19 protein-coding genes and 1 riboswitch are annotated in these 21333 nt (G+C 39.9%); of the genes, 9 read left to right on the top strand and 10 right to left on the bottom strand.

Annotation, left to right across the window (positions count from 1 at the left end):
- Positions 1-8: 8 nt before the first annotated feature.
- The 6 genes from LOS73_RS01140 to LOS73_RS01115 all read right to left on the bottom strand — a co-directional run bounded on the left by LOS73_RS01140 (position 9) and on the right by LOS73_RS01115 (position 8548).
- Positions 9-1244 (bottom strand): cysteine desulfurase-like protein, encoded by a 1236-nt coding sequence (locus LOS73_RS01140; protein WP_033029218.1) that lies wholly within the window; start codon positions 1242-1244, stop codon positions 9-11.
- Positions 1245-1253: 9 nt separating this feature from the next.
- Positions 1254-1886, bottom strand: coding sequence for a 2OG-Fe dioxygenase family protein (locus LOS73_RS01135; protein ID WP_007376232.1), 633 nt, complete (start codon positions 1884-1886; stop codon positions 1254-1256).
- A 200-nt stretch (positions 1887-2086) separates the two neighbouring features.
- Positions 2087-4684: a bifunctional aconitate hydratase 2/2-methylisocitrate dehydratase gene (acnB, locus tag LOS73_RS01130; RefSeq protein WP_033029220.1), complete on the bottom strand. Its 2598-nt coding sequence runs from the start codon at positions 4682-4684 to the stop codon at positions 2087-2089.
- Positions 4685-4976: 292 nt separating this feature from the next.
- Positions 4977-6032 carry an OmpA family protein gene (locus tag LOS73_RS01125; protein ID WP_007376227.1) on the bottom strand — a complete coding sequence of 352 codons (1056 nt, stop codon included), beginning with the start codon at positions 6030-6032 and terminating at the stop codon, positions 4977-4979.
- Between the two features lie 399 nt (positions 6033-6431).
- Complete coding sequence (locus LOS73_RS01120; RefSeq protein ID WP_457934337.1) at positions 6432-7841, bottom strand: protein adenylyltransferase SelO; 1410 nt, start codon at positions 7839-7841, stop codon at positions 6432-6434.
- Between the two features lie 11 nt (positions 7842-7852).
- The gene (locus LOS73_RS01115; protein WP_033029225.1) at positions 7853-8548 is read right to left on the bottom strand and encodes a DNA-3-methyladenine glycosylase I; all 696 of its coding nucleotides are present in this window, start codon (positions 8546-8548) and stop codon (positions 7853-7855) included.
- A gap of 191 nt (positions 8549-8739) precedes the next feature.
- A riboswitch (Lysine riboswitch) is annotated at positions 8740-8940 on the top strand.
- 190 nt (positions 8941-9130) lie between these two features.
- Here LOS73_RS01115 and dapA point away from each other — a divergent pair.
- From dapA to LOS73_RS01090, 5 genes are all read left to right on the top strand, one after another.
- A complete protein-coding gene (gene dapA, locus LOS73_RS01110) occupies positions 9131-10015 on the top strand; it encodes a 4-hydroxy-tetrahydrodipicolinate synthase (protein ID WP_033029227.1) in 885 nt (294 codons plus the stop codon).
- Between the two features lie 15 nt (positions 10016-10030).
- On the top strand, positions 10031-10771 hold the full coding sequence (locus LOS73_RS01105) for a 2,3,4,5-tetrahydropyridine-2,6-dicarboxylate N-succinyltransferase (protein WP_033029229.1): 741 nt from the start codon (positions 10031-10033) through the stop codon (positions 10769-10771).
- A complete protein-coding gene (locus tag LOS73_RS01100) occupies positions 10771-11976 on the top strand; it encodes a PLP-dependent decarboxylase (protein ID WP_342865596.1) in 1206 nt (401 codons plus the stop codon). The genes LOS73_RS01105 and LOS73_RS01100 overlap by 1 nt, the downstream gene beginning before the upstream one ends.
- Before the next feature lie 5 nt (positions 11977-11981).
- On the top strand, positions 11982-13103 hold the full coding sequence (locus tag LOS73_RS01095) for a succinylglutamate desuccinylase/aspartoacylase family protein (protein WP_033039468.1): 1122 nt from the start codon (positions 11982-11984) through the stop codon (positions 13101-13103).
- A gap of 378 nt (positions 13104-13481) precedes the next feature.
- Positions 13482-14516 carry a phospholipase A gene (locus LOS73_RS01090; RefSeq protein WP_033029237.1) on the top strand — a complete coding sequence of 345 codons (1035 nt, stop codon included), beginning with the start codon at positions 13482-13484 and terminating at the stop codon, positions 14514-14516.
- 72 nt (positions 14517-14588) lie between these two features.
- On the opposite strand, the gene LOS73_RS01085 is transcribed toward LOS73_RS01090, so the two are convergent.
- Positions 14589-15482: a bifunctional GNAT family N-acetyltransferase/hotdog fold thioesterase gene (locus LOS73_RS01085; protein WP_007376219.1), complete on the bottom strand. Its 894-nt coding sequence runs from the start codon at positions 15480-15482 to the stop codon at positions 14589-14591.
- 242 nt (positions 15483-15724) lie between these two features.
- On the opposite strand from LOS73_RS01085, the gene LOS73_RS01080 reads away from it, so the two are divergent.
- Positions 15725-16444, top strand: a complete 720-nt coding sequence (locus LOS73_RS01080) for a spermidine synthase (protein WP_457934336.1) — start codon at positions 15725-15727, stop codon at positions 16442-16444.
- Here the strand turns inward: LOS73_RS01080 and dtd are convergent.
- Both dtd and LOS73_RS01070 read right to left on the bottom strand, forming a co-directional pair.
- Complete coding sequence (dtd, locus tag LOS73_RS01075; RefSeq protein WP_024597209.1) at positions 16428-16865, bottom strand: D-aminoacyl-tRNA deacylase; 438 nt, start codon at positions 16863-16865, stop codon at positions 16428-16430. The two genes, LOS73_RS01080 and dtd, sit on opposite strands and share 17 nt — an antisense overlap.
- Positions 16866-17762 (bottom strand): virulence factor BrkB family protein, encoded by an 897-nt coding sequence (locus LOS73_RS01070; RefSeq protein ID WP_457934335.1) that lies wholly within the window; start codon positions 17760-17762, stop codon positions 16866-16868. It lies immediately after the preceding gene.
- Positions 17763-17849: 87 nt separating this feature from the next.
- On the opposite strand from LOS73_RS01070, the gene LOS73_RS01065 reads away from it, so the two are divergent.
- The 3 genes from LOS73_RS01065 to LOS73_RS01055 all read left to right on the top strand — a co-directional run bounded on the left by LOS73_RS01065 (position 17850) and on the right by LOS73_RS01055 (position 20534).
- The gene (locus LOS73_RS01065; RefSeq protein WP_007376214.1) at positions 17850-18506 is read left to right on the top strand and encodes a DUF2959 domain-containing protein; all 657 of its coding nucleotides are present in this window, start codon (positions 17850-17852) and stop codon (positions 18504-18506) included.
- Positions 18507-18647: 141 nt separating this feature from the next.
- Positions 18648-19739, top strand: coding sequence for an MBL fold metallo-hydrolase (locus LOS73_RS01060; protein ID WP_457934334.1), 1092 nt, complete (start codon positions 18648-18650; stop codon positions 19737-19739).
- A 66-nt stretch (positions 19740-19805) separates the two neighbouring features.
- A complete protein-coding gene (locus LOS73_RS01055) occupies positions 19806-20534 on the top strand; it encodes a CBM9 family sugar-binding protein (protein ID WP_007376212.1) in 729 nt (242 codons plus the stop codon).
- Between the two features lie 92 nt (positions 20535-20626).
- Here the strand turns inward: LOS73_RS01055 and LOS73_RS01050 are convergent, their stop codons facing one another.
- Positions 20627-21292 (bottom strand): hypothetical protein, encoded by a 666-nt coding sequence (locus LOS73_RS01050; protein ID WP_007376211.1) that lies wholly within the window; start codon positions 21290-21292, stop codon positions 20627-20629.
- Positions 21293-21333 lie beyond the last annotated feature (41 nt).

Below are 21333 nucleotides of genomic sequence, written 5' to 3'. Positions count from 1 at the left end.
AGTATTATTTAACCGAGCAGTTCATCAAATAAATTAAACAACTGATCTAGCTCTTCAATGGTGTTGTAGTGCATACAACCAATACGCACTACACCGCCTTTGTCGAGTACACCTAACTGCTTACACAAACCTTGCGCGTAAAAGTTACCGTCCCACACACAAATATGCTGTTTGCCTAAAAATTCTGAAACTGCGCGTGGCTCAAGCCCTTCGAAAGTTAGCGCAAAGGTAGGTGTACGCTCATTAAGGCGATCAAAATCATCAATACCAAACAAATTAATGCGTGGATAATTAACTAAGCGCGTTAAAAAGTGTTCGCTAAGCGCCATTTCGTGCTGTTTAGTTTTAGCAAAAGCTATGCTTAACTTTTCGCGGCGTGAATGGCTATCATCAAGCTCACTAATCGCCGCAATGTAATCAACAGCCGCGATAAAACCAGCCATTGCTTCAAAGCTTTGTGTGCCGGTTTCCCAGCGACCTGGTGCTATGTCTTTAGCTGGCTCAACTTTGTACGGTGTAAACCCATCTAAATGCTCTTTTTTACCGTAAACCATACCCAAATGCGGACCAAAAAACTTATACGCCGAGCAAGCTAAAAAGTCGCAATCAAGTGCTTGTACATCAACAAGTTCATGCGGTGCGTAATGTACTGCATCAACATAAACAAGTGCGCCTACGCTGTGAGCAAGCTCTACAATGCGTTTAATATTATTAATTGAACCTGTGGTATTTGACGCATACGTTACCGCAACAAGCTTAGTATTACTGTTTAATAAGCTTTCAAACTGCGCCATATCTAAGCTGCAATCAGCTTCGTTAATAAGCGCAGTATTTACAACAACACCTTTATCTTCTGCGGCTTGTTGCCACGACGATACATTCGAGAAATGATCAGCGTTAGTTACAATTATTTCATCGCCAGCCTGCCAATCACGCGAAATTGCACGGCTAAAGCTAAATGTGAGGCTGGTCATGTTTGGACCAAACACAATTTGTTGTGAGCTAGGTGCATTAAGTAAGTCAGCGGCGGCTTGGCGCGCATTCGCCATCAACTCAACCGTTTTATCACTTGAAAAAAACGCGCCACCTAAGTTCGAATTATAATGACCTAAATAAGCAGTCATCGCAGTAAGCACCGATGTTGGTACCTGCGAGCCGCCTGGTCCGTCTAAAAATATTGGCGATTTACCATCAACGTCTTGCATTAATGCTGGAAACTGCTCACGTAATTGCGTTATGTTCATGCTTATTCCTTAAGACGTTAATACAAAACAATCCAGGTAACCTGGTTTGCTAGCATCAATTTTGTTCATCGGTGTTGCGTTGTGCCACACTTGACGGTCGTTTATTAATGCAAACATGCCGTCTTTTATTTCCATTTTAAAACAAGGCTCAGCTTGCTTGTTTTCGTATACAAGCAGTTCGCCACCTTCTAAGTTCTCGTGAGATACGCCGCATATACATACATGGTCAAAACCATCTTGATGAACGCCTTCTGGCGCTGCAGGTGTATCGCTATCAATGGCAAGCATGCGGAACTGATGAATTTCAATATCGCGCTGCTCATCAATACCGGTAAGTTGGCGAAACTCATTGACGATATTTTTCATACCCTCTGATTCAAGTAAACTTTGCTCTAGGTTTTCGTAAGTACGCTCTACATTACCCTGAAAAGTATTAATTGAATCGTCTTGAACAAATGCTTTGGTTTTTTGTAACTTTATTTCACCATTTTGCATTTTAACTACTGAATAACGACGTTTACGAAAAGCACCATCTGCATATGGATTTGCAGGCAGGTTATCAAAAGAAGGCTTAACCAAATCAATATTTACTTGGTTAATAAAACGTAGTTGCAGTAAATTCTGGTTGTTTAATGCTGTCATAAAATCTCGCCTAAAATAATGAGAATATTGGTGAGGATTTTAATGCATATTGAGAGGATTTTTTGCTTTATTACTCAACTTAAAAACAACTTAAGGCCAGAGTTAATACAAAAATACAAAAAAAGAAGCATGAACTATCTAATATTTATTTTAGTCAATAAAAAACCCGCCGAAGCGGGTTTTTAAACAAACTTTAAAAATTATACAGCTTGTTGAATAATAACCTTGTCTGCTTTTTTAGTGTAAGCAGGCATACGGTGGAAGTTCAAGTAACGGTAAGTATCTGCAGCCGTTGCATTGATCTTCGCTGCATACTCTTGGTACTCAGCTGGAGTAGGTAATTTACCTAAGATAGCCGCTACAGCAGCAAGTTCTGCTGATGCTAAGAATACGTTTGCACCATTACCTAAACGGTTAGGGAAGTTACGTGTAGAGGTAGACACAACCGTTGCTTTGTCTGCAACGCGTGCTTGGTTACCCATACAAAGTGAACAACCTGGTGTTTCGATACGTGCACCAACACGTCCAAAGATACCGTAGTAACCCTCTTCAGTAAGCTGGTCTTTATCCATCTTAGTTGGTGGAGCAACCCAAAGTTGAGTTGGTAACTGACCTTTAAAGCCATCTAGTAATTTACCCGCTGCGCGGAAATGACCGATGTTAGTCATACAAGAACCGATGAACACTTCGTCGATTTTCTCGCCAGTAACGTCAGATAGTAAGCGCGCATCATCTGGGTCATTTGGAGCACAAAGAACGGGCTCTTTAATCTCAGCTAAATCAATTTCAAGTACATGCTTGTACTCTGCATCAGCATCAGCTTCCATTAGTTCTGGGTTAGCTAACCAATCTTGCATTGCAGTAATACGACGCTCAATAGTACGTACATCGCCGTAACCTTCAGAGATCATCCATTTAAGCATAACAATGTTTGATTCTAGGTATTCTGCGATAGACTCTTTAGAAAGTTTAACCGCACAACCTGCTGCAGAACGCTCTGCAGATGCATCTGATAGTTCGAACGCTTGCTCAACAGTTAGGTGTTCAACGCCTTCAATTTCTAGTACACGACCAGAGAATTCGTTAATTTTACCTTTTTTCTCAACTGTTAATAAACCTTCTTTAATACCGAAGTAAGGGATTGCATGTACAAGGTCACGTAAAGTGATACCTGGTTGCATTTCACCTTTAAAGCGAACCAAAATTGACTCAGGCATATCAAGAGGCATAACACCTGTAGCTGCTGCGAATGCTACTGCACCCGAACCTGCTGGGAATGAAATACCTAATGGGAAACGTGTATGTGAATCACCACCAGTACCTACAGTATCTGGTAATAACATACGGTTTAACCATGAGTGAATTACACCATCACCTGGGCGAAGTGACACACCGCCACGGTTCATGATGAAATCAGGAAGCGTATGGTGAGTGTTTACATCGATTGGTTTAGGGTAAGCCGACGTATGACAGAAAGACTGCATTGTTAAATCTGCAGAAAAACCTAAACATGCTAAGTCTTTAAGTTCGTCACGTGTCATAGGACCTGTTGTATCTTGCGAGCCAACAGTTGTCATTTTAGGTTCACAATATTGGCCTGGGCGAATACCTGGAACGTTACACGCTTTACCAACCATTTTTTGCGCTAGTGTGAAGCCTTTTTCAGAAACTTCTGTCACTGTTGGTACTTTAAATACATCAGTTGGACCTAGGCCAAGTGATGTACGTGCTTTATCAGTTAAACCACGACCAATGATAAGTGGTATACGACCACCAGCACGAACTTCATCTAAAATTACATCAGATTTAAGTTCAAAAGTTGAGATTACTTTGTCAGTACCGTGGCTCTTAACAACACCTTCGTACGGGTAAATATCGATTTGCTCACCCATGTTAAGCTCATCAACATTTAATTCGATTGGTAATGCACCTGAATCTTCCATTGTATTGAAGAAGATTGGAGCAATTTTATTACCTAGACATACACCGCCAACACGCTTATTTGGTACGAATGGGATATCATCGCCCATGAACCAAAGTACAGAGTTAGTTGCAGACTTACGAGAAGAACCAGTACCAACAACATCACCTACATATGCAAGTGGTAAGCCTTTAGTTTTTAATTCTTCAAGCTGAGAGATTGGACCTACTTCGCCTGGCTTGTCTGGTGTAATTCCATCACGTTCAATTTTTAGCATTGCTAAAGCATGAAGTGGGATATCTGGACGAGACCATGCATCTGGTGCTGGTGATAAGTCATCAGTGTTTGTCTCGCCAGTTACTTTAAATACAGTAACTGAGATCTTTTCAGCAACAGCTGGCTTATTAGTAAACCATTGCGCATTTGCCCAAGACTCAATAATTTGCTTAGCGAATGTATTACCCGCTTTTGCTTTTTCTTCAACATCGTAGAACGCATCAAACATAAGTAATGTATTTGAAAGGCCTTTAACTACGATTGGTGCAAGTGTTTCGTCATCAAGTAGGTCAATCATTGGTGCGATATTGTAACCGCCCAACATTGTACCTAATAATTCTGCCGCTTTTTCTTTAGAAACAAGTGGAGAATTAGTTTCACCTTTAGCTATAGCTGCTAAAAATCCCGCTTTAATATAAGCAGCATCGTCAACACCCGCTGGTATACGCTGAATAAACAAATCTAAAATGAATTCTTCTTCACCTGCAGGTGGAGTTTTGATTAATTCAATAAGATCAGCAGTTTGCTGAGCATCTAATGGCGCTGGTACGATACCTAACGCGGCACGTTCTTCTACGTGTTTACGATATTCTTGTAGCACAATATTGCCCTCTTGGTGACGTGAAAGTATCCGGTAGCGCTTCAAGCGCAAATAAGTTACCCAATACTTATAGTATTCTAACGCGTAATTATAAAGCTTTTATGGATAGATGAAAATCCATCCAGTTACGCAACTGATTATACCGATTATAAATACTATGAATAGTGGTTGTAGTAAAAACTATTCCCATGAATACTTGTTAAGTAATAATCATTACCATTAACCAATATTAATTTATTACAGACATAAAAAAACCCAGCGCTTGGCTGGGTTTCTATTACAAACTATTTAATTAACGTAAAACTTTAACGTTTTTGATAGTTTTGATATGCGCTTCTACACGACGGTTTTCTGCGTTTGCAGCTTTAGTGTTTGCATCATTTTTAAGACGCTCTTCACCTAAACCAACTGTAGTAATGCGATCTTGAGCAATACCATCAGCAACAAGTTGCTTAGCTACAGCATCAGCACGCTTTTTAGATAACCATTTATTGTAAGTTGCTTTACCTACAGCTGAAGTGTGACCTTCTAAAAGCACTGTTGTACCTGGGTACTCTTTTAAGAACTCAGATACTTTTTCGATATCATTTAAGTACTGAGTAGATACTGCTGATGTATTATTAGGGAAAGTCACTAATAAGCTTACAGTTACTTCTTTATCTTCATATAAAGTACAACCAGTGCCATCAACTGCGTCAGTCATTGGCGTGTTTGGACATCTATCGTCAGCATCTAAAATATTATCATTGTCGCTGTCTGAAGGAGCAACTGCAACTTCAACTACTTCTGGAGCTGGTTTTACTGGCTCAACTGGTGCTGAGTTTTGGCCAAATAAGTAGTTAATACCAATTTTAGCGCCTACATCTGTGTAACCACGGTCAAGACCTTGGTATACAGCTGTTTCAGCATTTACAAATAAACCATCTGTAATGAAATGTTGGTAACCAACACCTGCATTTAAGAATGTGTTGTCATCTACTACGTCCATTTCTTTAATACCGAAAAGACCGTAGAAAGGACCGCCATTTAAATGATAAAGAGCATCAATACCGTAACGCTCGCCATCAATACTGTTGCGGTTGCCAGCAACTTTATCAAAAGCATTAAAATCCATGTCTGCATATTCTAGGCGTGCGCTCCAGTAATCACTGAAACGGTAACCAGCTTCAACACCCCAACCAGTTGATTCATTTACATCAAGACCAGCTTGGGCACGCATGTTTTTCCAAGATGCGTCATAGTAGTCACCAAATGCGCCAATGTAGAAACCTTCTTCTTTATCTGCAGCAAATGTAGATACGCTAGTTGCAGCTAACGCAATTGCGATTGTAAGTGATTTTAATTTCATTGTTTTCTTCCCATTTTAACAATTAAAAATTGTAGCTAATCAATACTAGCTCAATCTGTTTTATACAGACTAACCGAACCTTTGTTAATCAATACTTAACGAATAATAAAGTTTATAAATTTTTTTAATTATCTATAACGACATCCAACCACCCATTGTAGGTGAAATCAAAAATATTACCTACTCTGCAAATAATTTATAGTTGTGGTTTTTTTATAAATCGATAGCCTGCGACAAAAACAGGAACAATTCAGTTAAATGCACTTTTATACACAGCAAAACTTACTTATCCTTATAAAATGGATGATAACACTAGAATTTATTTTGCTCAATCAATGAACACTTCTAAAAATGAAAAATGAATATTTATAATCATAAACTTACATCTAAAATTAATAGTTAAGTACCGCAAAAAGTACGATACCCCTGATCACTTTTAGGAGGCGTCTGAAAATCGACAAGCTTATTCACTTCATTATAAGGATTGCTCAGTACTTTTAAAAAATCACTTAATAGCGCACTTGACCCCATTTCGCTGTAGTCAGTAATAATTGATTCAATGATGTGATTGCGTGGTATTACTCGAGGGTTCGCTTTTCGCATTACTGTATAACTATTTCCATCAACCCGGCTTTGCCATTTACATGCCCATTGCGCTAATGCTTCAGGAATAAGCGCTTCCTGTTTTAACGACTCGGTTAATGCATCAAAGGTATTGGTGTAATCGAGTTCATGAACCTTTAATAATGTTAACAATTCTGCAACTAACCTTGTATCATTTTCATCAATACCGACTAAGCCCAACTTTTTTGCCCACATAGCCGTAAATTCAGTATTAAACTGTTCAGCAAAGCTATTTATATGTGGCGTCATTAGCGAAACAGCTTGCTCATCATCGTCATGAATTAGTGGTATAAGACTTTCAGCTAAACGGGCACAGTTCCAGTTAGCCATATTCGGCTGGTTACCAAATGCATAGCGGCCTTGTTTATCAATAGAACTAAATACAGTATCAAAATCAAAACTGTTCATCATGGCACATGGGCCGTAATCAATGGTTTCTCCGCTTACTAGCGTATTATCTGTATTCATTACTCCGTGAATAAAACCAACACGCATCCAGCTCACAATTAGCTTAACTTGGTTTTTAATCACTGCGCCTAAAAAGGCTAAATAGCGCTGCGAACCTGTATCGGTTATTTCTGGGTAGTGTCGCTCTATAGCTAAATCGGCTAAATTTTTAAGCCCTTCAACATCGCCTTGCGTCGCTAAATATTGAAATGAACCAACACGAATATGGCTCGTTGCTACGCGAGTAACGATAGCCCCTGCTTGTGGCGGATTACGGTAAACCGTTTCGCCACTGCCAACAACCGCTAAGCAGCGTGTGGTTTTAACTCCCAGCGCATGCATTGCCTCGCTCATTACGTATTCACGAATAGCAGGACCAAGTGCACAACGTCCATCTCCCCCTCTTGAGTAAGGAGTAGCACCAGAGCCTTTTAATTGAATATCCCACAACTGGTTTTTATCATCATTAATAGCGCCCAGTAAATGCGCTCGCCCATCGCCTAAACGTGGTGAAAAATGTCCAAATTGGTGCCCAGAGTAACCAAGTGCTACTGCAGGAATCGCCTGTTTTTCGTTACCGCTAAAAGTGCTGGCACGCAAATCAGCCGCAACGTTAATATTAAATTGTTTTGCTAAACTCTCGTTCCACAGCAATAACTGAGGAGAGGCGACACTTGCAGGGAAATCTTCAATCGCGAAGTTTTCCGCAATGTCTGTGTATCTTGGCACTAATTTCATGGTAATTCCTATTATTGCTGACTTATACCAACACGGTTGTCACCTACGCCATAAGCAACAATTAAGCTTAACTCTTGCATACTTAAGCCGCTTTGCTTTTGCATTTCGTTAAAAAAAGCTTGGGCTGCATTTAGTGACTTTTTAGTTTGTAAGCCGCCGTCTATAATTTTATGGGCACGCAAATAATTCTCTACATCGCGTGATAGTAAAAATGTATCTTTACCAAGTGCTCGCAACGCGTAAGGCCCTGTATTTCCGCCTAAACGCGAACCATGTTTTTTTAAATACGCCCACAAACCAATAATATCGTCTGTTGGCCAATTAGCGACAAACTGACTAAAACTGCCATGTTCCCCTGCTATTTCGTGGATCATGTAAGCATTTTCGGTAATTGTTTTTACTTTTTTATAGTTACGAACAATGCGCTCATCCGTTGCTTTTTGTTCCAGCATATCGGGTGGCATCATTAATAACTTATCAACGCTAAAATCCCAAAAAACCTCTCTAAAGCCTGCCCACTTATTATTTATGACTGACCAATAAAAGCCGCTTTGAAATACTTTTCGAGTAAATTCTTCAAGCCAATCGTCGTCACTTAACGTGCTTAGTTGTTTTTTAGATAGCGGTTTTGCAAGTAATAACTTAAGCATTTTTTCAGAGCCTTTTCGCTCTACCGCTCGCTTATAAATATCGCTAAATTTTTCCATACTAATTAAATACCTCACTACTTATATTGCTAGTGTACGAGAAAAGCACCTAATACGTAACCACCCCTCTTTTCGATGAATTAATCTGTATTTATTCGCTTGACACCTAGACGGCTAAAATGCTTTAATCGCCGTAATTACCCTATTTAAATTGCACAGGTTTGTAAGTTTTACCCTACAAACAGGTGCAAAGGGCTAGAAGAGGTGCGTTATTCAGGTAGCGTATGTTAGGAGCGCAAACTCCAGTAAGCATACGTGAGGGGAATTAACGCCGAGAAGTAACCACTTTTGCGAGGTGTTTATTTCGGGCGACTAGGTTGAACCCTAGCGACTGTCACCAATAGCTGCTTATAAAAAGCAGCTTGTTAGTTTGGTGGAGAGCTTCTGGTCTTAAATATTAAGGCCGTGCGCCCTATTATTTTAAGCCCATTCGCTCTTCGAATTATTAGTTCGAACGACGTTAATGCGGCTCCTTCCATAAAGCTTTTTAACTCTTCGAATAATACCAATTGCATTAAATTAGTTATCGCTAAAATGATCACGTTTTTAATAAAGTTGGTACAAATTATAAGTTCGTGAGAGATGATCAACAACTTCAATTTAAACGACTACTCACTGTGGACCGCGCTCGTTACGCCATTTGATCAACACGGCGATGTTGACTACAACACGTTAACTAAGCTGGTTAGCGATCAAGAAGCGGCACATAACGGTATTTTGCTACTTGGCAGTACGGGCGAAGGTTTAGCACTAACGCTAAAAGAGCAACAAGCCATTGTTGAACACGTATGCCAGCTAAAACCAACAGTACCACTCATGGTTGCTGTGGGCGGTAGTAACTTAAAGCAACAAATTGAGTGGGTTAATTACTGTAATACACTACCAATTCATAGCTTTTTACTTGGCTCACCGCTTTATGCAAAGCCTGGTGCTATAGGTCAAACTCATTGGTTTGAAAGCCTACTTAATGCAAGCGCTCACCCATGTATGCTTTATAACGTACCGGGTCGAAGCGCTGTTAGCATCCCAGCGGCAACAATTCAAAACTTACAAAACAATAAAAATTTATGGGCGTTAAAAGAAGCGAGCGGCAGTATTGCTCAGTTTGAAGCTTACCGCCAAGCGGCCCCTAATTTAGCTATTTTTAGTGGCGACGATGCGCTAATGCCTTATTTTGCACAAGCCGGTGCAAAAGGATTAGTGTCGGTAGCTGCAAACGCATGGCCTGAACAAACTCACGAGTTTGTTAAACGCTGTTTAAGTGGTCAACACCCTAATTTATTTGCCCAGTGGTCAAGCGCTATTAATAGCCTATTTGCTGTCGCAAACCCTATTCCCGTAAAGGTACTGATGCATTTGCAAGGCCGCTTAAGCAGCCCGCAACTTCGTCCACCTTTAACACATCTTGAGTTAACTCAAACCGATTGCATCACAACTGCAAACAACACCATTTTATCTTGGCATTAAATACAGGTTTTTATAATGAGCTGGTTAGAACTATTAAATAATTTAGAATCGGGCGCTGTACGCGCAGCATCACAAAACGAAAGCGGCCAATGGCAAGCTAACATAGAAGTAAAAAAAGGTATTTTAGAAGCCTTTAAAAATGGCACTAATACTGAGTTTACAGGTGGTTTTGTTGATAAACATAACTTAGCTCCGCAAGAATTTAATACTGAAGATGGCGTGCGAATGGTGCCGGGTGGCTCAAGTGTTCGCCGTGGTGCTTATGTGGCTAAAGGCACGATTATTATGCCACCAGCGTATGTAAACATTGGTGCATATATCGACGAAGGCACAATGGTAGATAGCCACGCATTAGTTGGCTCGTGTGCACAAGTAGGTAAAAACGTACATTTAAGTGCTGCAGTTCAGCTTGGTGGTGTACTTGAGCCAATTGGTGCAAGCCCAGTAGTGGTTGAAGACGACGCCTTTATTGGTGCGGGCTGCATTATTGTTGAAGGCGTAGTCATTAAAAAAGGCGCAGTACTTGCCCCTGGCGTACGTTTATCAGCAACTATTCCAGTATACGATTGCGTAAACGAGCGCCAACTTGATAAAGGCGAGCCAATCCCTGAATACGCCATTGTAATACCGGGCTCTCGCCCTGCGTCAAACGAATGGGCGCGCGAGCAAGGCTTAAGCATGTCGTGTGCGTTAATAGTTAAATACCGCGACGAGAAAAGCGATGCATCGTTATTGCTTGAAGAGGTTTTACGATAATGAGCTTTTTGAGCACGCCTATCAAAACCGCTGTAAATACTATTACACAACAACTTGATACACCTTTTTTTGTTTACGACCTAGATCAACTAAACACGCATCTTGCGCGTTTAGTGGCGCAAACCGATGTAAAACTATGGTACGCGGTAAAAGCAAATCCACTGTCTAAAATAATTCAAAGCTTAGACAGCGCTGGCTTTAATTTTGACGTAGCAAGTAAAGGTGAGCTTGAGCAAGTACTCGCACAAGGTATTAGCTCGCAGCGCGTGCTCAACACAGGGCCTGCAAAAAGCCCTAAACAAATTAAACACTTTATTGAGCGCGGCGTGCGTATATTCGTAGCCGAAAGCCTCAATCAAGTACGTTGGTTAAACCAACAAGCACAATTACAAAATACACAGTTACAAGTATTACTGCGTGTACAATTACGCTGGCCTGAAGGTGAAAAAAACCCACTGGGCGGCGACAGCCTCACACCATTTGGTTTGGGTTGTGATGAGTGGCAAGCACTCAATGTAACCAACTACCCTGCACTTAAGTTTGACGGCTTACATATTTTTCAGTGGGGCAACATGCTTAGCACGCAAAAACTAAGCGATTTGTGGTCACAAATGATTGCACCACTTAGTCAACTTGCCAGCGATTTAAATATTAGCCTTAAAATTCTCGATTTAGGCGGCGGCTTAGGTATTCCTTATACACAAAATGAAGCAACGCTTGATTGGGATGACTTAATTGCTGCGCTCGCTAAAATTAAAAATGATGCGGGTGTAGAAGAATTATGGATGGAACTTGGTCGCTATGCCGTGGGCGAATGCGGTCATTACGCAAACCCAGTAGTAGAGCGCAAACAAAACTATAATCAAGAACAAGTAATTTTAAGCGGCGGTATAAACCACTTATTACGCCCTGCTGTTACCAGTCAAGATTTTCCTGCTGCGTTACTGCGTGAATCCAGTGCTAAAACTCAAGCGGTCACTTTATACGGCCCGCTTTGTACAGCGCTTGATTGTCTAGGTGAGCATAACCTGCCAAGCGATTTAAATGAGCACGACTGGCTAGTGTTTAGCCAATGCGGTGCTTACGGCTTTACCGAAAGTATGCCGTATTTTTTATGCCATGAGCTAGCCGCCGAGTACACATTGCAAAACGGTACACTTACCTGTGTTCGCCAAGCCGAAAATGCCAGCTATTATTTAAGGTAATAAGTATGAGTAATACAACACACATTAGCCAAGAGAACATTGTAGTAGGGGAAGTTGCAAACGGCTTACCGCTTACAATTCCTGTGTATCGTTTAAAAGGCGATGGTACAGGGCCTAGTGTTTACATTCAGGCCAATATGCATGGCGCTGAAGTGCAAGGTAACGCAGTTATTTTTCAGCTGCTTGAGCAATTAAAACACCTTAATCTTAATGGCGATATTACCCTTGTACCTTATGCAAATCCGATTGGTTGTAATCAAAAATCTGGCGAGTTTACCCTTGGCAGGTTCGATCCGATTACGGGCACTAATTGGAATCGCATGTATCATTACAATAAAAATTTAGTGACACAGTTTGCGCAAAATCATACTCAGTATGACAACGCTACATTAAAAAGTAACTTCAAACAGGCGCTTATTGACGAAGTAGACAGCAAACTTAACGGCCCTGCTTATTTACTCAATACGGGTAAACGCATTGCGCTTAACTTACAAAAACTCGCTCATCAGGCTGATATAGTACTCGATTTACACACAGGCCCTATTTCCAGCAAGCATTTGTACTGCCCAACCTATGCAACCGACAGCGCACGTTACTTTAATATTGAACATGTACTGCTTATCCCCAGTGATTTTGACGGCGCTATGGATGAAGCTAACTTTTGCCCATGGTGGCATTTAAGTGATGCACTTAGCGAGCAAGGTCGTGAATTATCAATACCTGTAGAAGCATTTACGGTAGAGCTAGGCAGCCAAGAAAAAATAGACTTAAAAGAAGCACTAAACGATGCAAACAGCATTTTAAGTTACTTAAATCACAAAGGCGTATTACAAAACGCACCGCATACGCCAGCTAACATCACTCGCTATGCATGTAATTTAGATGACTACTTTGCTTATTACGCCCCTATTGGCGGTATGGTTGAATACATAGCCCCACTTGGCGGGCACATTAAAGCCGGTGAGCCTATTGCACATATTTTACGCATGGAGCGCTACTTAAGCGAGCAGCCACTGCAAACACTCACTCTTGATTGCGATGCAATTGCTATTTTGCACTTTGCCTCAGCGAGTGTTAACCAAGGTACCGAACTTTATAAGTTTTTTACTAACATATTTGAGCTTTAGCTCACCCTTCTCATTGCGTGAGAGTAATACCAATTGCATTAAATTAGTGATCTATTATAGCGATAAGGAAATAGCTTAATAACAAGGCTAAAATTATGGTACATAGTTGTTCTATATAAATAATTTTTAACGTAGTTAGTGAGTTATTTAATACGCTAGAATGATCATGTTTTTAATAAAATTGGTATAAATTAACTAAAGTAGTTAATTTGCATTAGAAAGCGGCCCAGGCCGCTTTTCTTTTGATCTGTGTTTATCTCAAATACGTATAATACGAAGTATAAGAAAAAATTCAGTAAAAGTTCACCGTTACATATGTAAAAAGACGTTATAATTAAATTAACGCATACAATAACTTAAACTCACAAAGGAACTACAATGAGCTGGCGCCACTGGATCACACTTTCTGCCTTAATAAGTACAGCTACCTTAGCACAAGAAGAGGTTGCTACAAACGAGCAAGACAACGAAATAAACCTTGTAAAACAGTGTATTTTAAACGAAGTTATTGGTGGAGACGGTAAACAAACTCTAGACGATCTTCGTAAAAAATGTTCAGCTCTTGAAGAAAACAAACAACTTACCGCGCTTGATAAACGCCAAGCACGTGAAGAAGTGGGTAAAAAAAATCGTAATGTTATTACGCCACATAAACGTAATTATATTTTACCACTTTCGTACGTATCCCATCCCAATGATCGTCCTTTCGATGGCTTCGACGAATTAACTGATGATAATGATGGTGAACCGCTCGATAACTTAGAGGCAAAGTACCAGCTTTCTATTAAAGTACCTTTGTACGATGATTTTTCAGATGAAGACCAAGCATTATTTTTTGGTTTTACGCTGCAATCATATTGGCAAATATATAATTCAGAAATCTCCTCACCATTTCGTGAAACGAACTACGAACCTGAAGTTTTTTGGATAAACTACCTCGACCCAGAAAATGTACTTTGGGGCGATGAAATGGCAATTGTTTTAGGTATTTCACATCAATCAAATGGTCGTAGCCAGCCCAACTCACGCTCATGGAACCGTATTTACGCTGATTTCATTTGGGAAAATGAAGGGTTTGTTTTTAGTTTTAAACCTTGGTATCGCATAGCCGAGGACGAAAAAGACAACGTTTTAGAAGCTAAAGGCGACGATAATCCAGACATATACAAATACATGGGCTATTTTGAATTTAGCGGTGCATACCGTCTTAACGATCATGAATTTAGCTTTATGTCGCGTAATAACTTAAATTCAGACAATCGTGGTGCTATTCAGCTTGACTGGTCATTTCCATTATGGGGCCGAGTTCGTGGTTATGCACAATACTTCAATGGTTATGGCGAAAGCTTAATTGACTATAATGCCGATATAGAACGTATTGGTGTAGGTATATTATTAACCGATCTGCTGTAATACTTCCCTAAGTTTTACGCATTAAAAAGCCAAGCATTGCTTGGCTTTTTAATGTTTTGAACAACTAAACAGTTATTTTTTTACTACAAACTGCCCTTCAAACTCCGCAACTATATTATCACCATCATAAATAGTAACAGGCACAACATAGCTTGCTTTACCTTCGGTTTCTAAATCGCTCAACTTACCTTTGCAGGCTTGCAAATCTACACAGCCACGTGGGTCGGTAGTAAGCGGCTTTAAGTACTTAATGTTAGCATCGGCTAATACAATATTACCTTCAAGCCCAGCTTCTTTGAGTGCTAAGTACGTAGCGCCCCAACCTGTTAGCGTGGCCAAGCTATAAATAGAACCTGCAAACATAGTGTTATGTAGGTTTAAGTTAGCGTCTAGGTCGGCGCTGGTTGTAAATTGCCAATCGGTGTAGCTTTCTACCTTAATGCCCATCGCGTCACTAATTGGAATAGACTCCCGCCACGTATTTTGTAGTACCTGCGTCCAATTAGGGTGACGAAACCAACCTGGCTCACACGGCTTTTGCTTTACCATTTTAAAATGCTGTACATCGCCATACGCTAAATGTGCTTTTTCTTTTAGTTCGTAACCGTGGCGTTTATAAAACTCAAGCGCACGTTCGCGAGCAAATAAAACCAGTTCATCAGCATTTTGCGTCCATGCTATTTTTTCAAGCTCATGTAATAAACGACTACCAATATGTTGATTACGATTCCCTTCAGCAACGGCCATGTAACGCACTTGTGCCTGTTCATGATTGTTAAAGTGCAAACGTGCTACGCCTAGCACTTCACCTTCTTTATTTTTTATAAACCGATGCTCAGAATCTTGCTCCATATCATCTTGCTCAGAGCCACGCGGCTCGCCCCAAGGCGCGCGTAATACCTGCCAGCGCAATTGGTAATACGCCTGCCAATCTTCGCTACTTTGTGGGGTGCTTACCTGAAACATACATACTCCTGTTGTTATATAAGCCGTAAATAAAAATCAAAAAGGCTACGGCGCTATACTAATCATATTGATTATCTACAAGCTAGAAAGCTCAAATAATTAAATCGCTTGGTATTTTTATTGTAAATACCATACTCCATCTTTAAAAAACTGCAAATACGACTTTGGTGATGTCCATAAAATATCTAAAAATTAATAACACAAGGCATTGCGCTTTAACGGTGCTAGTTTATGCTGAGAATATGATAGAAAAAATCAATTATATAAATTCGCTGACGGGCTTGCTAAGCGATCAGTTTATTGAGAATAGCCACAGCATTGGTCAGTTAATCTATTGGCATAAATGCAGTGGCGATCACATTCAGATACGTGGTCATGAGCAGTTGCGCTGGTTACTCATTAACGACACACTCCAATCTGTTATTGATTTAAATGACCCGAGTTTATTACTTTTTCCACATTTATTGTGCTTAGGTAAGCACTGGCAAGCTCTTAGCGCGCCAAAAAAGGTGCTAGAACTTGGCCTTGGCGGCGGTGCTATTCGTAATTATTTACAACACAAATACCCCAAAGCACACATAACATCCGTTGAAAAAAACGCTGATATTATTGATTGCTACACTCAATTTTTTTCATCAAATAAAAATGATCAATTGCTATGCGCCGATGCACAACAGGTTTTAAAAAGTGCACAAAATATTGACTGGATTATCTTAGATTTATTTAGCCAAATAGACGCACCTCGATTTTTATTTGAAGAGGCATTTTATAAAAAAATCTACTTGGCTTTAAATAACAACGGTGTGCTATTTATTAATTTTTTATCGCAACATGAGTCGCAATTAAAGCAACTTAAGCAGCTATTACTCGATGTGTTTGACTGTACAGTCAGCCCGCAAAAAATTACGGGCTACGTGAATCATATTGTCGTGGTAACCAAAAAACTTAAACAGATAAGTTAAACGTAACGGGTCCATCGTTACACAAGCTTACTTGCATATCGGCACCAAACTCACCGGTGGCTATTGTAAGCCCCAACTCTTTAGCTTGAGCAACAAAGTACTCGTAAAGCTCATTAGCTTGGCTTGGCGTTGCCGCAGATGAAAAACTAGGGCGCATACCCTTTTTAGTATCAGCCGCTAAGGTAAATTGCGAAACCACCAGCAACTCACCTTTAATATCTTTGAGGCTTAAGTTCATTTTGTCGTTTTCGTCAGTAAAAATACGATAGTTACTTACTTTGTGTAAAAGCTTATCGGCCGTTTGCGTATCGTCGTGTTTTTCAACACCCAGCAACAGCAGTATACCTTGGCTAATTTCGCCTACAACTTGATTATTAATTTCTACCTTGGCATGCTTTACGCGCTGTATTAACCCTTGCATTTAAACTGTGTCCTTTACTGTTGGCTTGTCATCTTCAAACTCAATCTCTGGTATTTCATCTGGGCTAATACATGCTGTAAATTCAGCGCCAAGCAAAACAACAACCCACGATAAATACACCCAAACAAACAAAATAGGAATCGTCGCCACTGCACCATAAATCACTTCGTATGAAGGAAAATGGCTAATATAAAGTGCAAACCCTTTTTTAGTTAGCTCAAACAAAAGTGCCGCAAATAATGCTCCCGGTATCGCCGCTTTAAACGATACGCGCGTATTAGGCACTAAGGTGTAGAGCATAATAAAGCCCACCATCGAAATACCATACGGCAATAGCTTTAACAAAAACCCGCTAAACCCAGGAATACCCTGATCAGCAAACGATACCAAAGATACAATATAAGAGGTAACACCAATGCTGGCACCAAGTAACATAGGCCCTAAGCTCAAAACCATCCAATATACTGCAAAGGAAATCATCATCGGGCGCTTTTTCTTTATTCGCCAAATGCGGTTTAGCGTGGCATCCACATTACGTATTAGCAACAATGCAATTGCAGCTAAAAAACCAATACCTACTGCGGTCATTTGGTTTGCGTTACCGGCAAAAGAGCTAATGTGCTCTCTAATAACATCGGTAGAAGTAGGCACAAAGTTAGTAAACAAAAAGCTCTCAATCTCCATACGAGTGGACTCAAAACCTGGAAAAGCCGAAAATATAGCAACACCCACTGCAATAAGCGGTATCAAAGAAAGTAACGTTACATAGGCTAAATAGCCGGCATTAACCGTTATTTGATCATCTATACAGCGATTAAAATACTGCATCCACCAACTTGGCTGCTGGCGTATAAAGGTCTTAACTTGCTGTTTGTAATTGGAGAGCTTATCATTCATACAATTGACTTGTGCTTATGTGGTTTTGATTATAATAACAATCAGCGCCATAATTTACAGCACTAACACGCGTAAACAGGAATTCAGATGAAAAAACAAACATTACTTAGTGTTTCAATGCTTGTACTAACACTTACTTTGTCAGGTTGCCAAACAGCTTATTACTCTGCAATGGAAAAAGTAGGTATTCACAAACGCGACATCCTTATCGATCGCGTAGAAGAAACCAAAGACTCGCAGCAAGAGTCTCAAGAAGAATTTAAATCGGCACTAGAGCGCTTAACTACTCTAATCGATTTTAATGGTGGCGAACTACAAGACACTTACAATCAATTAAACGACGATTACGAGTCGAGCTTAAAAGCCGCAAACGAAGTCTCAACTAACATCAATAAAGTAGAAGACGTAGCAGAAGCACTTTTTGATGAGTGGAGCGATGAGCTAGAGCAATACAAAAGCGCATCACTTAAGCGTGAAAGCAGCAAAAAGCTAACCGCGACTAAGCGTCAATTTGAACAGTTATTACGCTCGATGCGCAGCGCAGAGAGTAAAATGGAGCCAGTATTAACGTCGCTTCACGATAATGTTTTATATTTAAAGCATAACTTAAACGCACAAGCGGTATCGGCTATTAAAGGCGAGTTCACTAACCTTAAACGCGACATACAAGTGTTAATGAACGACATGAACAAATCGATTGCCGATTCAAACAAATTTATTGAACAAATGAATAGCGCAGGCTAACTAATATATTACAAACAAACAAAAATAAGCCTGCAATTTCGCAGGCTTATTTATTTTTACTTTTTGTTACTTTTTAACCACTTATTAATCTAACGTTTTTGGTACACTTTCATAAAATTAGAATTAAAATAAAAAACTACAATGAAAATAAGTACCTTAACTCTTTTGGCTATCTCTAGCTTACTAACCGCTTGCGGAACTGCTAATCACATAGAAAGAATCGCAGGGCCTGATACTGTTGTACCACTACATAAAGATGGTGAGCGCGAAGGGCGCTACCATAATCTATACCCAGGCAAAAAAACGTACCCTATTAGTTGTGAAAATGACTGCTATCCAAGCAACACTCATTTGCAATGTGAAGAAGGAAGTGAAAACTGCCAATATATTGCGGGGCAAGTAACTCCAAAATTAAATACCGGATACACTGTTCGCTGGCTTGGCCATGCAGGGTTTATGATCAGCACACCAAACGGGCAGCAAGTGGTGTTTGATCCTGTAAAAGAGCAGTTCGACTCCCCTGTTGATTTAGCCTTTAAACTTGCCTCAGGGTTTTATCGTAAGCCCGGTGACTGGCTAACTAACAGCGAACTAACTAATTTAGATGCCGTTATATATTCTCACCTTCATTATGATCATTTTAATAAAGCAGATATAGCCGAAATAGGTAACAAACCACGCTACTTAACGCCACTGGGAATGGCTGATAACTTCCCAACAGGTGGATTTAACATTAGCGAAATGGCCTGGTATGCAAAAACGAGTATTGACGACTTAGCTATTAATGCCGTGCCAGCTCATCATTTTAGCGCTCGTGTATTAGTGCCCTTTATTTACGAAGATCACGATAAAGACCTTTGGAATGGCTGGTTACTTGAACAGAACGGTAGCACCTTATTTTTTGCAGGCGATACAGGCTACTCAAAACACTTTAAAGATATACAGCAAAAATACGGCGATATCGATATTTGCTTAATGCCAATCGCTTCTTACTACAGTAAAGACGATCCTAACTGGTACCGTTACGTGCATACCACACCAGAAGACGCGCTTAATGCAGCACAAGAGCTTAATTGTAGAGTAATGATACCGTGGGGATACGGTAACTCAAGTTGGAAAATGGGCGACCACAGCAGTCATTCAGCCTTGCTGCGCTTATTGCACATGGTTAAAAAAATGGATGCTAAAACACCGCTGTATATTTTAAACGAAGGCGAAAGTATTTCACTGTAACTAATCACTTAGCTACTTTAAGATGGTGTTACATCAATAAAAATACATAATAAGATTGAGAAATTAATGAAAAAATTAGCACTCGCCTTAAGCTTTTTATTAAGCACGCCAGCAATGGCTATTGATGTTGAACATACATCAACTCCAATTACTATTGATGGCGTATCAGAAGATGCGTGGAATAAAGCCACTTGGCACGACATGCCTTATTTAATGGATGGCACACTACCATCAAACGATGCCGACTTTAAAGGGCGTTATCGCTTACTGTGGGATCAAAACTATTTATATCTACAAGCCGATATTGTGGATGATGTTTTAATAGATACACACGCTGATCCAACGTATAAATATTGGGATGACGATGCGCTTGAAGTATTTATTGATAGCGATGCATCCGGTGGAAACCACCAATTTAATCACACCGCTTTGGCGTACCATATTGGCCTTGATAACCAAGCCGCCGATTACGGACCTGATAAACAAGCCCATTTGTATACCGACCACCTAGTGAGTAACTGGAAGCGCAACACCACCGCACCTTTTAACATTACGTGGGAAGTAGCAATAAAACTCTACCCAAATGATTATAAAGAAGGGGCTAAAAACCCCCCTATTACACTTAGCGAAAAGCAAGTAATCGGCTTTATGCTAGCGTATTGCGATAACGATGGCAGCGACGTGCGCGAGCACTTTATGGGCTCACACGAAGTACAACCAGTAAATGGCGACAGAAATCGTGGCTTTATAGATGCCGACGTATTTGGCAAAATCACCCTACTCCCTAAAAAGTAAGTAACTACCAATAAAATAATTGAACACGTAGGTTGGGTTGAGCGCAGCGAAACCCAACGAAAAAATTACCTATCAAAGAATAACTTTATTTATTATTTTAATTGATTACGCAAAGAAATTTCCTTAATAAGTTCTGGAAGTTGTTTGGCTAATTTATGAATTTGCTTTAAATGAGCTGAAATTATTTCTCGTTTTTCTTCATTATAACCACCACCTATAATCGATTTACCGGACTTAAGTACTAAAGAAGAAAATACCATTTCAGAAGCATGACTATAACCATTATAAAAGTCTTTAGCTTGTTTGAGCCAACCTTTTCCCGATGTAACGCCTAACACGCTTGCATTTCTTACTACTAAATCAATTGATAAGTGCGCTTTAGTGAAGGCATCTTTATTTAAATAGCCAGAATAAAAATCTATCTCTTTTTGTTGTTTACCACGACCAACTTTTAACCTTACTGGGGATGAAAGCAAGATAGACATACAGAGAGATTCATAAGATATTCTCATAGTATTACCAGCGGCATTAATATGACCTTCGGCTAATAACCTCAATGAAGTAACAGAAGTCTCTAAAGACAAAAATACATATTCTTGAACCCACTTAAATTTAGGGTTCTCATTTGTAAGTATGAAATTTTTAAAAGCGGTCTCACAAGTATTTAAATGTTTCAAAATCTGAATTACGTCAATCTCAAAATCAGATTTAAAACCTGCAATAGTTCTATCACCTAAAACTATTTCATCAAATTCCATAATAACTCCCATAGCAATTTAGCAGTGTACTCCTAGAAATA

Source organism: Pseudoalteromonas sp. SCSIO 43210, from assembly GCF_054133285.1.
Note: the sequence above shows the minus strand (reverse complement) of the source record. Positions and strands in the feature narration are given on the sequence as shown.

Excerpts from the sequence above, each read along its gene's own strand:
- LOS73_RS01140 (WP_033029218.1), bottom strand. The coding sequence starts at position 1,244 with ATGAACATAACGCAATTACGTGAGCAGTTTCCAGCATTAATGCAAGAC.
- LOS73_RS01135 (WP_007376232.1), bottom strand. The coding sequence starts at position 1,886 with ATGACAGCATTAAACAACCAGAATTTACTGCAACTACGTTTTATTAAC.
- LOS73_RS01125 (WP_007376227.1), bottom strand. The coding sequence starts at position 6,032 with ATGAAATTAAAATCACTTACAATCGCAATTGCGTTAGCTGCAACTAGC.
- LOS73_RS01120 (WP_457934337.1), bottom strand. The coding sequence starts at position 7,841 with ATGAAATTAGTGCCAAGATACACAGACATTGCGGAAAACTTCGCGATT.
- LOS73_RS01115 (WP_033029225.1), bottom strand. The coding sequence starts at position 8,548 with ATGGAAAAATTTAGCGATATTTATAAGCGAGCGGTAGAGCGAAAAGGC.
- dapA (WP_033029227.1), top strand. The coding sequence starts at position 9,131 with ATGATCAACAACTTCAATTTAAACGACTACTCACTGTGGACCGCGCTC.
- LOS73_RS01105 (WP_033029229.1), top strand. The coding sequence starts at position 10,031 with ATGAGCTGGTTAGAACTATTAAATAATTTAGAATCGGGCGCTGTACGC.
- LOS73_RS01100 (WP_342865596.1), top strand. The coding sequence starts at position 10,771 with ATGAGCTTTTTGAGCACGCCTATCAAAACCGCTGTAAATACTATTACA.
- LOS73_RS01095 (WP_033039468.1), top strand. The coding sequence starts at position 11,982 with ATGAGTAATACAACACACATTAGCCAAGAGAACATTGTAGTAGGGGAA.
- LOS73_RS01090 (WP_033029237.1), top strand. The coding sequence starts at position 13,482 with ATGAGCTGGCGCCACTGGATCACACTTTCTGCCTTAATAAGTACAGCT.
- LOS73_RS01085 (WP_007376219.1), bottom strand. The coding sequence starts at position 15,482 with ATGTTTCAGGTAAGCACCCCACAAAGTAGCGAAGATTGGCAGGCGTAT.
- LOS73_RS01080 (WP_457934336.1), top strand. The coding sequence starts at position 15,725 with ATGATAGAAAAAATCAATTATATAAATTCGCTGACGGGCTTGCTAAGC.
- dtd (WP_024597209.1), bottom strand. The coding sequence starts at position 16,865 with ATGCAAGGGTTAATACAGCGCGTAAAGCATGCCAAGGTAGAAATTAAT.
- LOS73_RS01070 (WP_457934335.1), bottom strand. The coding sequence starts at position 17,762 with ATGAATGATAAGCTCTCCAATTACAAACAGCAAGTTAAGACCTTTATA.
- LOS73_RS01065 (WP_007376214.1), top strand. The coding sequence starts at position 17,850 with ATGAAAAAACAAACATTACTTAGTGTTTCAATGCTTGTACTAACACTT.
- LOS73_RS01060 (WP_457934334.1), top strand. The coding sequence starts at position 18,648 with ATGAAAATAAGTACCTTAACTCTTTTGGCTATCTCTAGCTTACTAACC.
- LOS73_RS01055 (WP_007376212.1), top strand. The coding sequence starts at position 19,806 with ATGAAAAAATTAGCACTCGCCTTAAGCTTTTTATTAAGCACGCCAGCA.
- LOS73_RS01050 (WP_007376211.1), bottom strand. The coding sequence starts at position 21,292 with ATGGAATTTGATGAAATAGTTTTAGGTGATAGAACTATTGCAGGTTTT.